Source organism: Moorena sp. SIO1G6 (assembly GCF_010672795.1).
GTDB lineage: Bacteria > Cyanobacteriota > Cyanobacteriia > Cyanobacteriales > Coleofasciculaceae > Moorena > Moorena producens.
This window is the reverse complement of the sequence record NZ_JAAHFZ010000024.1, coordinates 42479-59143: the sequence shown is the minus strand read 5'-3', so window position 1 is coordinate 59143 and position 16665 is coordinate 42479. Positions and strand designations below refer to the sequence as shown.

Below are 16665 nucleotides of genomic sequence, written 5' to 3'. Positions count from 1 at the left end.
CCTTAGAGGTTGTCTGAGAAGTCTCATTTGCTACATCCAAGCCCCCGTTGGTCCCCCTCTGGGGGACTTTTAGAAGCAAATTGACTCTTGTTCCCCCCAAAGTTGGGGGGTCAGGGGGGCAAAATTCAGTATCAAAAAACTTGGGAGATATCCTCTTAGATAGGGTCGCCTTTATAGTCAGCAGGCTATGCAGAAAAGGTTTAAATCTTTTTTAATAAGGCGACCCTATCTTACGGTAACTTCAAAACCTGAGCGTTCGCGTAGCGTGGCCTGCGGCCAGGTGGGGGAATGCGTCTCACGGTCTTGTTCAAATTTTGCTTCCCATTCAGGTTCAAGAGCCTGAATGGCCGCGTGCCTGTAGAGCACGGTCATATATGGTTGGGATACCTAATGGGCGTTTTTCCGTCCGTCCGGGTTTGGGAATCCATACTCTTCTGGTGGGTTGTGCCTTTGTGGAGACTTTAATTTTGGCTACTAAGGCGAGACGCTGCTTATTGGTTAAAGTTTTAATCCCGTCTATTCCGGCAGTCTTTTTACCTTTGTTCTCCTGGGTAACTCGCCTGACCGCAATCATTTTGGCTGTCCTTGAAGTTACCGTAAGAGAGGGTCGCCATTGAGCGCGACAGGTTATAGGTAATAGTTTTAAGTTATATGAATTAAGGCGACCCTCTCTAAGGTTTCGTCCCAGGATTTCATCAGAGTCTTTTGCAGCTTTCTAACCACGCGGACATCACCACGTTGTGAGGCTCGGTATATTCGTTTTTGTAACTTAAATAAAGTCTTTTCTAGCTTTCGCCAGTTAACCTTATTCCATTCCGACTTTGGGGAAAAACCCCGAGTATTGGGCATTTTCATTACTACTTACAACTACACCATTTCCTATAACGTGAGTCCGTCAGCATATCCTAGATATTACTCTAAGCATTGGCAACTGAGCTCAATCTCGCCCCCACATGACTTGCGGCTAACTACCTACTCAGAATATTCGACCTTCCTGAGAGTACATGTGAGGGTTAATTCGTTCCTGATAACCATTCTGCGGACTTTTAGGGCGATACTATTCACCGGGAATATTGTGGTAAATCGTTATAGAGGGAAAAATCTATAATCTTTATTCCATTGACGTTTTGTCGGTAGCGTATCAGCCTTATTTCGCTACGTGTTTGTAACGATGATTTAAACGTATCTTCCTATTCGTACCCATGAGTCCCTTGCCTGTTACTAACACCATTTTTTGGCTTGCAGTGCTTCACTGTTCGACCCTTGCATTAATCCATAGGTGTGTTACTTCCTATGAATCAGGGTAGGGCTGTCACTCGGATTTCGCGAGGGTTTGAAGTTACCGTAAGAATAGGGTCGCCGAAATGCGCGACAGTCTGTGAGTTATGAGTTTAAGTTATATGAAATAAGGCCGGAGATGAAACCTTAGAATAAAGAAGCCTTTATAGGCGACAGGCTATGGGTAAAAGGGATAAAACTCATGGAATAAGGCTTCAAAATTCTTACGGTAACTTCAAACCACTATTCTAAGGTTTCGCCTCCGGATGGATTTTCACCATCATGGTTATCAAGTTGTCATGGTTCAGTTTCCTGACCTAGCGACTATTCCCCCAAATCCTTGTGGGATAAGGTTTATAGCCAACGAATCGCACTTTCCCCTCAAACTCCCCAATTCGATAAATCAGGTTGATCTGGAGTAATGCACTAAAACTGCGTACCTACACAGCATCAGTATTTTCAGCATTAGTATTTTAAGGCTTTGGTAATCAGGAAAAAGATAATTGGTAATTGTCATTACTCCTGAGCCATTACCGATTATCCATTACCGATTACCCATGCCAAACCATGCTTAGAGTACAATCTCCAATGTTCTAGTATACCCAAGGTTCTAGTATAAGCGACTCAAGACATAGTCGCTCAGATCAATCAGAGCTTGTTTGGATTCTGAGGGTTTCAACACTGATATATTTTTAACTGCTGCCTGAGCATATTTGGCAGCCATTTCCCGCGATCGCTGAATTCCTTTACTATCCCTGACCAGTGCCAAGGCTTGTTCTTTATCCTCCGGCTGGGCAAACTCTCGCTCTATGAGCACCTCTAGGTAGGGTTTTTCTTCGAGGGCAAATAAAACTGGTGCTGTGAGGTTTCCACTTACTAAATCTGACCCTGCGGGCTTACCTAACACATCTGTGGAAGCTGTAAAGTCTAGAATATCATCTACAATCTGAAACGCCAACCCCAAATTACGTCCATAGTGATATAAATTTTCGGCTACCTGATCTGAAACACCACTTAGGCATCCCGCTGCTTTAGCACTATTAGCCATCAGTGAAGCTGTCTTGTTATAAGTCTTTGCCAAGTAGCCTTCTATAGTTGTCGTGGTGTCAAATCGACTCAGTCCTTGTTGGATTTCTCCCTCTGCCATATCTTTAATCACTTCAGAGAGCAGCTTAACTACCTCTAAGTTATCCAGATTAGCCAGATACCAAGCCGATTGACCAAACAGAAAGTCACCAGCTAGCACAGCGATTCGGTTATTGAACAAGCTATTAACAGTGGGCACCGTCCGGCGTACATCTGACTCGTCTATCACGTCATCATGCACCAGAGAAGCCGTGTGAATCATCTCAGTAATTTCTGCTAGACGGCGATGACGTGGAGTAATCTTGGAGTTGGTTATCGTTGCCCGTGAGACCAACAATACAATGGCTGGTCGTAACCGCTTTCCCCCAGCTCCGAATAAGTGTTCAGCTGCAGCGTATAAGATTGGGTGACTGGCACCAATCAGGTTTTTTAAGTTTTCACTCAATAGATACAGATCTGCTTCTACCGAAGCAAAAAGGGAGGTCACTGAGGTCATGTGATCAGCCGACTCAGAAGTTAGTTACGAAAGTTTACATATTTCTTTCTTAATTCTAAGCTAACCGTCCCCGATAGGAAAATTTTGTTGAGTTTATGGCATAACTGGAAGGAAATTTGAGGAATTGTATAGACTTGTTAAGTCTGTACCGATCTCGGTATGGCTACCCAGGATTTTTGTGCTATCCTGATAATTGAGGGTTTTAAAGATTTAACATACTGAATTCCAAACAAACGTGGTAAGGGGAGAGTTAAATTCGGTGATCCCACCATAGCAAAGAAGTAGGCTTAGGCAAGACAAGCCTCTCTATCCCATCTATGTCTCAGGATCTCTACTGATATCTCTCAGTATCTCTACTGAGTAAACTTGTTGTAAACCAGACATAACCACCAAAAGTTGCCTAATCGGGAGCCTGAGTTGAGATGATTCTCACCTTAAGATCAGGATTTAGCTAGGCGAGGGTGGTTACGGTCAACTGCAGTAAACACCTGTATCCCATACCTGATTATCCGCAACCAGATCCTAGAACTATATGGTTTTAGGATGGCTTTGCCGCAGATTTCTATAGAACGTTGCATCTATCTGTCTCTTGTTCACTCTTATGTTATACATTGATATGTCGTTAATGATCCCCCTGCTAGCTACTGGCTACTTAATCACCATCTATGTGCTGTTAACACTAGCCCAGCGTGTTCAACGTTCTCCAAGGTACTTTGCTAATCCCATTAAAAACGCCTTGGCTACTCGTGTGCCAACTGAGTCGGCATCCCAGGTCAACCAGGTTAAGGGATGGTCTCAAAGGTCTCAAAGTGAATCTCCTCCAGCATAACCCATGGCCTATTCATCTGCTTGGGTAGGAAGAGTCTTGAAACCTGGCGCAATGAGTACCAGATTGTCTAAATAGATTTTGAGTTTTCCCAAAAACAGATAGACGCAAATAGTTCTGACCACTGTCTGTGTTGATCTGTTTGGCTATGAGATTTTGACAGGTCATGGTCTACTGGCTCATGATCAAGTATATCCAAGTATATCTTAGCGATACTCCAATATACAAGGTTGCCGTGATCAGGACTGACGTTGCCAAAAGGGTGAAGTCAGGCTTTACCCCTTTTGGCTAATGGCCTAAGGGGTAACGGAAAACCAAACAGCCCTGGTGGTGGTCGAGGTAAGGGAGAGTTTCTCCTCTCCCTTGTTCCCTCTGGCACTAGAACAAGGATTAGTCTTGCCTTGCCATGACCAGGGAAATGTTGCCCCTAGCTGAGTTAGGTAGAATTAGGGATTATATTGGGTTAATTATCCCAACAATGCTTTGGCTTTAGCGACTACATTTTCAACCGTGTAACCAAACTTCGCCATAGCGACGCCACCGGGAGCAGAAACACCAAAGCGATCAATGCTAATCATATCACCCTCGGTACCCAAGTAACGGCACCAACCAAAGCTGACACCAGCTTCAACCCCGAGGCGCTTGGTAACTGCTTTGGGCAAGACGGATTCCCGATAGGCTTCATCCTGCGCTTCAAAAAGTTCCCAGCTTGGCATCGAGACAACACGGACTTTCTTCCCTTCCTCTCGCAACTGCTCAGCCCCTTGGACACACAGTGACACTTCGCTACCAGTACCAATCAGGATAATGTCAGGAGTACCATCACTGTCAGAGAGGACGTAAGCTCCTTTGGTCGCGCTTTCAATGGAACTACCAGCTAGGTTAGGTAGACCTTGTCGGGTAAAGGCGATGAGAGTTGGAGCATTACGACGCTCAATAGCTACCTTATAAGCCCCAGAGGTTTCGTTGCCATCAGCAGGTCGAAGGACTACCAGATTTGGTATAGTCCTTAGGGAAGCAATGGTTTCCACAGGTTGGTGTGTCGGACCATCTTCACCTAAGGCTACCGAGTCGTGGGTCATTACCCAAATTACACCAGCTTCTGATAGAGCCGACAGGCGAATTGCTGCCCGCATATAGTCGGTGAAAATGAGGAAGGTGGCTCCATAGGGAATCAAACCAGAGTTGTGAAGGGCAATGCCATTGCAAATCGCCCCCATCCCATGTTCCCGGACGCCAAAGCGCAGGTTCCGGTTTTCATATTGCCCTTTCTGGAAATCCCCAGATATGTTCAATAAAGTGAGATTGGAGGGAGCAAGGTCAGCGGAACCACCAATCAATTGAGGCAGTACGGGAGCGAGTGCATTGAGAGTGGCTTGAGAATGTTTACGGGTTGCTACTCCCTTGTCTTCCGGCGTGTAGGTGGGCAGGGCTTTTTCCCATCCTTCCGGGAGTTGGCCACTGGTAATTTGCTCAAATTCTGCTGCTTGTTCAGGATACTTTGTTTTGTAATCAGCTAGGGTTTGATTCCAGGCAGCTTCCGCTTCCGTACCCCGTTCCACAGCTTTCCGTAAATGGTTGAGAGCATCATCTGGAACTACAAAGGGTTCATATTCCCATCCCAGGTGTTGGCGAGTGGCCTCCACTTCATCCCCACCTAAAGCTGCACCATGGACAGCATGTGAATTGGCTTTGTTAGGAGAACCATAGCCAATGGTGGTGGTTACCTTAATCAAAGACGGCTTATCTGTTACGGCTTTGGCTGCTGCTATGGCATCATTGATAGCTTCGAGATCAGTGTTACCACTTTCTACATGTTGGACGTGCCAGCCATACGCTTCAAAGCGCTTACCCACATCTTCAGTAAAGGCTAAGTCCGTAGAGCCGTCGATGGAAATATGGTTGTCATCGTAGAGAGCGATGAGTTTACCAAGTCCTAGGTGACCCGCTAAAGAACAGGCTTCACCAGACACCCCTTCCATGTTGCAACCATCACCAAGGATGACGTAGGTGTAATGATCGACAATGGTAGCATCCGGTTTGTTGAACCTAGCAGCTAAGTGAGCTTCTGCCATTGCCAAACCCACACCATTGGCAATTCCCTGTCCCAATGGACCAGTAGTTACTTCAACCCCATCGGTTTCAAAGTTTTCTGGGTGTCCAGGTGTAACCGATTCCCACTGGCGGAACTGCTGAAGATCGTCTATGGTTACACCATCATAGCCAGTTAGGTAAAGTAAGGCGTATTGCAACATACAGCCATGACCAGCCGACAAGACGAAGCGATCGCGGTTGAACCAATTGGGATTTTTGGGGTTATACCGCAGAAAACGGTCCCAAAGCACGAATGCCATAGGAGCCGCCCCCATGGGCAGCCCAGGATGACCAGACTTGGCCTTTTCTACAGCATCAATCGCCAAGAAGCGGATGGAATTGATGCAAAGTTCTTCGAGAGACTGGGTTGCAACGGCCATAATTTCTGTTTAATGGATATGTGTGTACTATGGTCTAACAATAATTTGTCTGAGTTCAAACAAGGGTGGCTCTCGGTTGACCCAAAGGTACTTTCTCATAATCCCATTACCGGGATCAATCAGCAAGAGATAGGGATTGGCTAAGCATGAAGGATGTTCGCCTGATAGCGTCTCTGGTAGTGTAAGATGAAGCATCAAGGATGAAAACAATCCATAAAGCGTGGGAATATGGGTTACTCAGTAAGTATCATTAACTAGTAGTTGTAACTACTAGTTTTTTCCTTGAGCTACCTTCACCCAATGCCTACCATAATATAAAGGCTACCCTTTTGGTTCTCCTACGGAGTAAGCCGTTAACCATTCAAACTTTATTCCCACTTTACCGGTATTTTTTGAAGGCTAGGGTTACATTATGACCGCCGAACCCAAAGGAATTGGATAGCACTACTTCTACCATCTGCTGGCGACTATAATTGGGTACGTAATCCAAATCGCATTCAGGGTCTGGGTTGTTCAAATTTATCGTTGGTGGAATCTGGTCATGGGCAATTGCGATCACTGAAGCCACTGCTTCAATGCCACCAGACCCTCCCAACAAATGACCTGTCATGGATTTGGTGGAGCTAATTGCTACTTTATAGGCATGGTCTCCTAAAGCTTTTTTAATCGCTGCTGTTTCAGTTTTATCATTGGCAACTGTACTAGTCCCGTGGGCATTGATGTAGCTAACCTGTTCGGCCGTCAAACCAGCATCCTTCATCGTCAGTGCTATAGCCCTGGCTGCTCCTTCGCCACCTGGTACAGGGGATGTCATGTGATGGGCATCACAGGTCATGCCATAGCCGACGATTTCGGCATAAATTTTTGCCCCACGACTGAGGGCGTGTTCTAGTTCCTCTAGGATCACAATCCCAGAACCTTCTCCCATCACGAAGCCATTGCGAGCGATATCAAAAGGACAGCAAGCTGACTCAGGAGTATCGTTACGAGTAGATAAAGCTCGTGCTGATGCAAAACCAGCCATTGCTAGGGGAGTCACCGCCGCTTCAGCACCGCCACAAATCATTGCTTGGGCATAGCCTCGCTGGATTAAGCGAAACGCATCACCTACGGCATTAGACCCTGCGGCACAAGCAGTAACTGGGCAACTATTGGGTCCCTTGGCTCCCGTATGAATTCCTGTCTGACCAGCTGCCATGTTAGCAATCATCATCGGGATCATAAACGGACTACAGCGGTCAGGTCCACGTTTAATAAGAACTGTTTGCTGGTCTTCCAGTACCTTCAGACCACCGATGCCAGTGCCAATCATTACACCGACCTGTTCTGCGTTCAGGTCATTGATCTCAAACTGGGCATCAGCTAATGCTTGCTTACTGGCAGAAACCGCAAATTGAGCAAAGCGGTCCATACGCTTTGCTTCCTTACCCTTCATGTAGTCATGGGGATCAAAGCCCTTAACCTCGCCAGCAATACGACAAGCGTGCTTGGAGGCATCAAATAAGGAAATTAAACCAATACCATTGCGTCCGTTTAACAACCCTTCCCAGTACTCAGCCACAGTGTTGCCTATCGGCGTAATTGCACCGAGACCTGTAACAACGACCCGTTTTTTCTCAAAGTTTGTCATCATGCCATTAAAACTAGGCTTATCGACCGTGAACGCAGAACTTGCGGTAATGAATCAGGCTGATCAAGCTGGAGTTTCTGCTCCTGCTCCTACTTTTTCCTCAATGTAATCCACAGCCTTTTGAACAGTGTCGATCTTTTCCGCCGCTTCATCAGGGATTTCGATATCGAAAGCTTCTTCTAACGCCATTACCAGTTCAACTGTGTCTAGGGAGTCAGCGTTCAGATCATTGGCAAAGCTGGATTCTGGCTTAACCTGGTCCGCCTCAACGTCCAACTGTTCTGAAACGATGCCTTGAACTTTAGTGAAAATTTCGCTCATATAAATATTCCTCAGCCTTTTTAGCTAGAACCTCTCAAGCAGTACTTACTGATTTTAGGGGTTTTATGATCTTATCCGAAAGAGGTCTCATCTTGTAGGTAGATAAGAAGATATACGACCATTACCCTGAGCAATTCCTTGGATAATTCAAAACGCCGCTGCCTTCTTGCCACCTGAGGATATTCAAGACTACGTCAATGAGATCAAGCAGTACTTTGGTCAAACTTACCACAGCCGAGCCCCACATAAATCTCCTTCCCACGTTACCTGGCAACCTACCTTTGAATAGACTATGGATATCTTGTCGATCTTAAGACAGCATCTGAAAGCCAATGTTTGAGAGCTGATTTCTAAACAGAACCTTAAACTGTTGCTAGTCGTTTTGTCATCAGGCGAATGAGAGAACCAGAAATCATCGCCTCACTCATCTGTGTATACTGTTCATAGTCCTTACTCAAACGGCGAAATCGATTCAACCACCCAAACGTGCGTTCCACGATCCAACGCTTTGGCAAGCAATATCTCAAACTCCTTTGACTTGCGTTCTATGACTTCTACTTGCACTGACTCACCACACACTTGTTTGACCGCATGGGCAAAATTCTTTCCCGAATACCCTTGATCCACCCAAACCACTTTCAACTTGGAGAGAGCTTCTTTCGACTCATTAAAAACAACAACAGCTCCCAATCGCTCTGACATGTTTGCTTCGGTCACTAACATACCAATCAGCAAACCTGGCGAATCTACGACGATATGGCGTTTACGGCCTTTAACCTTCTTGCCACCGTCATAGCCGTAGACATCCCCCTTTTTTCTGTGGTCTTCACCGATTGAGAATCGGCTATCGCCACCGTTGATTGTTCGTCACGTCCTGATTCGGTGCGTAACTGGCCTCGTAACTTGTCATGAATCCCTTGCCATATGCCAAAGCGGTTGCCACTTGCGAAAGTATTTATAGACAGTAGAATAGGGCGGTAAATCATGAGGCAACATTTCCCATTGACAGCCCGTGCGTTGTACGTAAAATATCCCGTTAAGAATCTCACGAAGATTAACCGTTCTGGGATGACCGAACCCTTTAGGACTCGGTAAGTAGGGTTCAATGATGCTCCATTCCGCATCACTGAGGTCACTAGGATAGTTTGGGCGATGGGGGTTAGCAATCTTAGGTAAGCGGCTCATGGAGAAATGCCAGAGGAAGTCCAGGTAATAATCTACAAGGACTACCACAGTTGTAGTCCATTTCTTTAGACTACCTTTAGAAATCAGCTCTGAGACCCTGAACCCACTTTCGTTAATCCTTAAAGGCTTTGGTGCCTTTGTTACCAGTGTTATCTATCTATATTAGTGTCCTCAAGACCCTAACACTGCTTAGTTTGCACAACGTTTTGATGGTAACCTAAGAGACATCCTCGGGAATTGTACACCAAACCTCGCCAAACCGCTCCTTTTCCGCGCAGATGACGGTTGCCTTCCAAGCTTTAGCCAGCCAAACGTTAGAGTTTCATGGGCAGAATTTCAACATCGTTCCTTGAGTTCACCCTGTTAATTCACGATGGTCGGTCTTGGAAAGTTTCAGCTGTTTTTTATTTTTGTCAAGCTAATTAAACAAAACTTTATAAAAAAAACCGAGTAACGGGAAGCTGACTTCTTAAGCCTTCCTTAAACAGAGCACTAGACTCTTGCCATATCGGGTGTCTTAGTAACCTTGCAAGAGTCAAAAAGCCTAAGGCTTATGAGTTTAACGGAGTTGCGATCCCAGGGATCGTGCGTCAATCCATTAAGTCGAGCTTAGTATCAGTATGAATACTTAATACAGTACTTCTACCGATTTTAATACAGTACTTCTACCAATTTTTAAGTTATACCAATTCTTAAGTTATACCAATTCTTAGTGCTCACATGGCTACACATTCGTTTGATCTGAGCATCTAAGCCTCTGAGCATCTGAGCCTCTGACCATCTGACCATCTGACCATCTGCATCTATAACTTCTACTTTGAAGAATTGGTATTAGTTGATGGGCTAACTAACCAATCCCGACTAAAAGCCTAGCAGTCAAAAATTTTTGTTTTATCAAGAGGAGCTTTTCAAAATACACTAATTCGGTTAAATTCCTCGTAATATCAGTTTTGGAATGAGTTAGCTCAGTTAGCTCAATTATGTATTTACACGGTTGTCGTACTAGGTCACGTTGATGCTAAAAGTGATGTAATCACTTGACAAGGAAGGTCTCATGAATTCAAGTATCATTTTTTGGTTATTCAGCTGGTTTTTATTGGCAATTTATGATTATAAACCCAAAAACAATACTATCAAAGATAGCAATCAAATCCAAAATTTATTAATTTATTGGTTTTTTTTTATTTTCAATAACTATGAAGCCATTGAACAAGATCTAAATTTGGCTAATGAGAAAATCAAGTGGCTGGACTATGAACTTAAAGAAAGTCATCAGCAAATCATCGGGATAATCAATAAGTTTATTGTAGTTAATAACTCCTTAAGGAGGTTGCATAAAAAAAATGTCTCACTGCAAGAGAGGGTTGAACGGCTGGAGTTGGAAAAGCAGGCTTTTCTTGAAGAGCTTGATGGCGGAGCAGAAACTTCAAATTGGGATTATCAAGCCTGGGAGTTTATGGTACAGAAAACCAAAGGAATAATTGTGGAGCTAAACCAAGTCAAGACGGAAGTTAAATCACTCCTAAGACAAAACAAACAATTGGCATGGGATAAAGCATGCTTAGAAAGGCAACTTGAGTTGGAGAGGGCTGAAAATCAATGCCTGACTATGGAAAAACAACAACTAAATCAGCAAAAAAATATCTTGGCAGGGAAACTGAGACAGAAGCATATTGAAACTCAATCCCTACTCACTGAAATCGAAGCACTAAAGATGTAAAAACCAAGATGTGTTGATGATAAATTTTGATCAGTCTACAAGCTTAAAGCAGGACAGTTACGGTCATGAGTAATATCCTGTCCGGTTGACTACTTATAATTCTGGGTTTTTCGTTAATTGAAAATTGAAAATGGCAAATCAACAATTAACAATTAACAATTAACAATTAACAATTAACAATTAACAATTAACAATTAACAATTAACAATTCATGAGTATAGTATTAACCATTTTATAAGTGATTAACCGGACTTGATCTTACCACTTACTAATTTCCAAATATTGACTCTACCAGGTTAAGTTAGTAGCCGAATACTACCACAAACTATTTGATAGTTAAGTGACCCTTGAGCATGAACATACAAACCAGGCAATAGCCAAAGCAAAATAGACAATAGTTATGGGTATAGTATATTTTATTCAAGTCATTAGTAACCCGTCAGTGGGGCTAGCCCCAAGGGTACCAGAATAAACTAACCCCCGCTGTGTGTCCAGAGTCAAGATTGCCCCATCCCGAATCAATTGGGTCGCATTATTCACCCCCACAATTACTGGCACACCCAAGCGTAACCCAATCACTGCTGCATGGCTAGTTATACTATCTTCCTCAGTGATAATTCCTGCTGCCTTGCGAATGACTTCCACAAATTTGGCATTGGTTGAAGGAGCCACTAGGATTTCTCCGTGGTTGAAGTTAGGTAAATCACCATCAGTGTCAGCCACCCGAGCAACACCACTTACTGATCCCTGACCAATACCAACTCCCTGACCCAAAACTGCTTTGACTACTTCTACTTTAATTAAGTCTGTTGACCCAGCCACACCTTGGATTGTCCCAGCCGTCATGACGACCAAATCTCTTTCTGTTAGAAGCTGTTTTTCCTGAGCCACACTCATTGCGGCTTGGAAGGTCTGACCAGTTGAGGGTAAATCCAGGACTAACAAAGGTCTGACCCCCCAAACTAGCTGGAGTTGTCGAGCCACATCTACATGAGGTGTTACTGCTAATATGGGAGTTTGGGGTCGGAATTTAGAAACATTCCGCGCTGTAGCACCGGTTTTAGTCAGAGTCATGATGGCTGCTGCCTCTAACTGCTCGGCAATGTGACCAACTGCTTGGGATATAGCATTGGGAATGGAGCGGCTGGTGTCACGAGCATGACCGATAATCTGTTCTTGCTCAATGCGCACCGCAACCGTGCCCATGGTCTTTACGGCTTCTACTGGGTATTTACCAACAGCTGTTTCGTTAGAGAGCATGACTGCATCAGTGCCATCAAGGATAGCATTAGCTACATCAGAAACTTCTGCACGAGTTGGTCGGGGCGAGTGAACCATACTGTCCAACATTTGAGTGGCAGTGATGACTGGGATTCCCCGTCGATTGGCTGAGGCAATCAGTCGCTTTTGTAAGATTGGTACATCCTCTGCTGGCAGTTCTACCCCTAAGTCACCCCTAGCAACCATCACCCCATCGCACAGGGAGATAATTGCCTCCATTTGCTCAATGGCTTCATGCTTTTCAATTTTGGCAACCACGGGTACCTGCTTCCCAGCACTGTTAATCAGTTCTTTGATTTCCAAGATGTCCTGAGGATTACGAACAAAGGAGAGTGCTACCCAATCCACACCTTGATCCAAACCAAACATTAAATCTCGTCGGTCTTTATCGGTCAGAGCTTTGATAGATAGGTAGACACCAGGGAAGTTAACTCCTTTGTTATTTGAGAGGGGTCCACCGACGGTAACGGTACAGTGCAAGGCTCGTTCCTCTCGGTCTACCTTATCTACCCGCATCTCAACTTTGCCATCATCTAATAGGATGGTGGCTCCCACAGGCACTTCGTCCGCTAGGGGTTCGTAGGTAACTGAACTGATTTCCTGTTTACCAACCATCGATTTGCTGGTTAAGGTGAAGCGATCGCCATTGTTGACAACAATGGAACCGTTTTCAAACCGCCCCAAGCGAATTTTCGGTCCTTGCAAGTCTTGGAGGATCGCTACAGGCTGATTGAGTTCAAAGGCCGTCTGGCGAATCAGGCGAATATTGCGCTGATGGTCTTCATGGGTGCCATGGGAAAAGTTGAGTCGTAAAGTGGTGGCACCAGCTTGAATTAGTGCCTTGAGAACATCTGGGCTATTGCTCGCAGGGCCAATTGTGGCAACAATCTTTGTCCGACGTAGGGAATTTGGCGATTGCATAAACGTCAAAGGGATTAGGTGGGTTTCCCGAACAACACCTTAGCATGGCACATTATTGTTATTTGTTTGATATTAAGTTTTCCTCAATATCTTTACCAAGACTTCTAATTAGTCATTAGTCATTAGTCATTAGTACCAAGCCAGGTTTAACAAGATTCGGTAAACATTCCCTAATCTACACTAAGTGCGGTTAGTGGGGGATGAATTGCCAGTCAAAAAATTTTTCTCCTAATTAAGTTGTAATCAATAAGATATTCCGGCTTAGTCGAGGGTACTTCACGGGTTACTATTGCGGTATTGGATCCGGTAAATTCGGTTGTTGGCTTCTTCTGTGACGAGCAGACTGCCATCTTTTAGCACCAGCAACCCAACTGGACGTCCCCAGGTGGTTGGTCCTGAGGAATCGATCAGAAAACCAGTCAGAAAATCTTCATAATAGCCTAATGGTCGTCTATCAGTTTTAAAGGGAACAAAGACAAGTTTGTAACCGGTGCCTCGGTTACGATTCCAAGAGCCACGAAACGCTACAAAGGCACCGTTACGATACTTTTCTGGAAAGGTCCGTCCATCATAAAATTGTAATCCTAGTGCTGCTGAGTGCGATTGGAACAAGACATCGGGAGTTCGGGTTTGGGCAACCAGTTCAGGTTTGATGCTTTGACCATTGCGGGTTTGACGGGGATCGATGAGATGGGGGGCTAAATAGGCATAGGGCCAACCATAGAATTCCCCTTGGCGAATACGGGTGAAGTAATCAGGAACTAGGTCATCTCCGATCAGATCTCGTTCATTGACGGTAGTGTACAGTTCACCAGTAATTGGGTGAAAGTCGAGACCGACAGGATTACGTAACCCATAGGCAAAAGTCTGTTGGTTTGAGCCGTCCAAGTTCATCACCTGTACCGATGCTCGGGGTAGGGGTTCGCGATCGACATTAGACCGTGAACCAATAGAGACGTAGATTTTGTTTAGCTTGGGAGATACTACCACATTGCGTGTCCAATGCTGGTTGTAGCCGCCGCCAGGAAGGTCAGCAATTTTTTGACCTTTGCCAGTGAGTTGGTCTTGACCTTTTGTGTAGGGAAACCGGAGTACAGCATTAGTGTTGCCCAAGAAGAAGTATTGATCAGCAAAGGCCATGCCAAAGGGAATATTTAACCCATTACTGGCACTAGCAAAAGTTTTTTTGACATCAGCAACTCCATCACCATTGCTGTCGCGCAATAAACGAATACGATTTGCCCGAGTTTCTGTGACCAAGATATCGCCAGTGGGAGTAAGTGCTAGCCAGCGGGGACGGTCTAACCCATCAGCAAATACGTTCACTTGGAAACCCGCTGGTACTTTTAGGCTTGGGTTGGATGGTATTGCTACCACTTTTGGAGGTCGAGAGGCGCTAGTAGTAGCAAAAGGTTGGGGTAAATCATTCAGGGTAATTTGAATCGGTTGGGGTGTCAGGGTTTTGGTATCGATTAGGGTTTTTGTGGATAAAGCATTTGTTTGTGTAGGTGCCTGAGCAATTTGGGGAGATTCTTCAGAGGAGGACTTTTGTACAATCGGTGCCGCAGGTGCTTGAGTTGAAGTGCTGGTTGAACCACAGGCTACTACCGTAGTCATCAGCAGTTGCAGGATCAGGAAACGTGGGGAATTCATGGTCAGGAGCACAGGGTGATATTGGGATTGATCTTAACTGACCAAGTAGCAATCAAAGGTATTAGTTGATTGCGGTTGCAGGTTGAAGGTTAGTAGGTTGCAGGTTGAAGGTTAGTAGGTTGAAGGTTAGTAGGTTGCAGGTTGAAGGTTAGTAGGTTGCAGGTTGAAGGTGTTGCCGGTTGCTGCTTAAAACCTTGGCCAAAAGGCCATGCTACGCGAACAACCTACCCTACACCGAACGCCACAGGCGAACAACCTGTTAACCTTCAACCTGTTAACCTTGGCCTTTCCGCCACGCGATCGCGTTCAACCCCATCTTCCCATAGCCTCCAGTTATCCCTACTTCAGGCAAAGCGTATCATTTATTCCCATATTTTGGTTATAAAAATATAAATAAATGTTGCAAATATCCCCAAAATAGGTTAACTTATATTACAGAAGCTAACAAAACCCTAGGAGATCTATAACAATGACTCAAGAGCAAGAATCTAAGTTCGGTTTCACCAACTTTGCTGAAACCTGGAATGGCCGTTTGGCAATGCTTGGTTTCGCCATTGGCTTGGCTACCGAGTTGCTTACTGGTAACGGAATTCTGGAACAACTAGGTCTGATTTAATCTACCATAAGCAATTGGGCGCACGGTGTGCGCCCCTACAGTTGATTTGTGTTCTACTCAATATTGGAAGCAATATTGGAATTGCTATACCTGCATTTCTGACAGAGATGGCGATCGCAGTCGCTGAAAGCCTTACGCAATCTAGGGTTGACCCCGATTGAAGCTCAGCAAAAAAACGACAGTGTGTTGTTCTTAAGCGATCGCTTAACTATTCCTAATAAAATAGAACACTTTTATACCGATCTACTTAGTTGTTAATTCCTCAACAATACCCATCACTGCACTGCGGGTTAGTTTAGATTGTCCGAGAGCTAAAACATCAAGGGTGGCATGAGCTAAAGCCAGGGGAATTTGGCAAAAATTTCTGGCTGGACTATTCTTCAGTAGAGCATTGGTGTAAGCATCAGCTAAAGAGAGATTTCTCCGAGCATATTTATGTAGCTCTTCTTCGCCCCAGCCGTTGGGAAAAAAATCCACTTGCCTTGTCAAATCTTCAGACCGGTTACGTAGAATGTTGACTGCTTGTAAACCCCGACCAAAACCAACTGCATAACTACGGTTAGTTTGGGTACCATCATACCAAGCCCATAAATCAGAAAGTAACAATCCTACAGAGCCGGCAACGCTATAAGTATAAGCATCCAAATCCATTTCTGTATTAATTTCCCAACCGCATTCAGCCCAAGCTGCCATTCTATCTGCCATAGCTGCGCTAGCTTCCCAAATGCGAGGTGCAATGGTTTCCGGTGCTAGCATTGCCCATTCACCAATCCGAATGGTTACTTCTGGAAGTGGCTGTTCGTGCTTACTCAAGGCTAAAGATAATTCCGAGGCACTGAATCCATTACCTATACCTTGTAGACCGAAACTAATTTTTCGCAACAGTGAAGCCTTGGTAGGGTTATCAAGCTCAAAATCATCTTCAATTTCGTCAATTGCACGCATACATAAGTATGCAGAAGCAACAGATTCTTGTAACCCTCCTGGTAAACAACTAATTGGAATATAGAAAGTTCGACTAGTTTCTTTGAGAATTCCTAAGGCATCTTTACACAGTTGCATGACTTTACCATTCTCATCGTCGCTTTATATGATATTAATAAATTTTAAACGATAAATACTCATAAATATTGAATTTATCTGTATTTTTTGTCAAGAGGACTTACAAAGTTTAGTTG

At 44.6% G+C, this 16665-nt stretch carries 11 protein-coding genes and 2 pseudogenes; 4 read left to right on the top strand and 9 right to left on the bottom strand.

What is annotated here, in order from left to right:
* Positions 1-306: 306 nt before the first annotated feature.
* Positions 307-855: pseudogene (locus tag F6K63_RS21755) on the bottom strand (reverse transcriptase N-terminal domain-containing protein); the annotation flags it as partial.
* A 1033-nt stretch (positions 856-1888) separates the two neighbouring features.
* Complete coding sequence (gene sds, locus F6K63_RS21750) at positions 1889-2860, bottom strand: solanesyl diphosphate synthase (protein ID WP_008184698.1); 972 nt, start codon at positions 2858-2860, stop codon at positions 1889-1891.
* Positions 2861-3461: 601 nt separating this feature from the next.
* Here sds and F6K63_RS21745 point away from each other — a divergent pair.
* A complete protein-coding gene (locus F6K63_RS21745; protein ID WP_131827124.1) occupies positions 3462-3689 on the top strand; it encodes a hypothetical protein in 228 nt (75 codons plus the stop codon).
* A 464-nt stretch (positions 3690-4153) separates the two neighbouring features.
* Here the strand turns inward: F6K63_RS21745 and tkt are convergent, their stop codons facing one another.
* The 4 genes and pseudogenes from tkt to F6K63_RS21725 all read right to left on the bottom strand — a co-directional run bounded on the left by tkt (position 4154) and on the right by F6K63_RS21725 (position 9296).
* The gene (tkt, locus tag F6K63_RS21740) at positions 4154-6160 is read right to left on the bottom strand and encodes a transketolase (protein ID WP_287313099.1); all 2007 of its coding nucleotides are present in this window, start codon (positions 6158-6160) and stop codon (positions 4154-4156) included.
* Positions 6161-6539: 379 nt separating this feature from the next.
* Complete coding sequence (gene fabF / locus F6K63_RS21735) at positions 6540-7790, bottom strand: beta-ketoacyl-ACP synthase II (protein ID WP_287313116.1); 1251 nt, start codon at positions 7788-7790, stop codon at positions 6540-6542.
* Between the two features lie 63 nt (positions 7791-7853).
* Positions 7854-8111: an acyl carrier protein gene (gene acpP / locus F6K63_RS21730; RefSeq protein WP_287313098.1), complete on the bottom strand. Its 258-nt coding sequence runs from the start codon at positions 8109-8111 to the stop codon at positions 7854-7856.
* Between the two features lie 362 nt (positions 8112-8473).
* Positions 8474-9296, bottom strand: a pseudogene (locus F6K63_RS21725) (IS5 family transposase).
* Positions 9297-10350: 1054 nt separating this feature from the next.
* Here F6K63_RS21725 and F6K63_RS21720 point away from each other — a divergent pair.
* Positions 10351-11016, top strand: a complete 666-nt coding sequence (locus F6K63_RS21720) for a hypothetical protein (protein ID WP_008184689.1) — start codon at positions 10351-10353, stop codon at positions 11014-11016.
* A 420-nt stretch (positions 11017-11436) separates the two neighbouring features.
* Here the strand turns inward: F6K63_RS21720 and pyk are convergent, their stop codons facing one another.
* Complete coding sequence (gene pyk / locus F6K63_RS21715) at positions 11437-13218, bottom strand: pyruvate kinase (RefSeq protein ID WP_008184687.1); 1782 nt, start codon at positions 13216-13218, stop codon at positions 11437-11439.
* 276 nt (positions 13219-13494) lie between these two features.
* A complete protein-coding gene (locus tag F6K63_RS21710; protein WP_287267791.1) occupies positions 13495-14871 on the bottom strand; it encodes a PQQ-dependent sugar dehydrogenase in 1377 nt (458 codons plus the stop codon).
* A gap of 156 nt (positions 14872-15027) precedes the next feature.
* On the opposite strand from F6K63_RS21710, the gene F6K63_RS21705 reads away from it, so the two are divergent.
* Complete coding sequence (locus F6K63_RS21705) at positions 15028-15264, top strand: hypothetical protein (protein WP_287313097.1); 237 nt, start codon at positions 15028-15030, stop codon at positions 15262-15264.
* 76 nt (positions 15265-15340) lie between these two features.
* Positions 15341-15487: a CAB/ELIP/HLIP family chlorophyll-binding protein gene (locus F6K63_RS21700; protein ID WP_287249872.1), complete on the top strand. Its 147-nt coding sequence runs from the start codon at positions 15341-15343 to the stop codon at positions 15485-15487.
* Between the two features lie 243 nt (positions 15488-15730).
* On the opposite strand, the gene F6K63_RS21695 is transcribed toward F6K63_RS21700, so the two are convergent.
* Positions 15731-16549 (bottom strand): squalene/phytoene synthase family protein, encoded by an 819-nt coding sequence (locus tag F6K63_RS21695; protein ID WP_009148740.1) that lies wholly within the window; start codon positions 16547-16549, stop codon positions 15731-15733.
* Between the last annotated feature and the right edge of the window lie 116 nt (positions 16550-16665).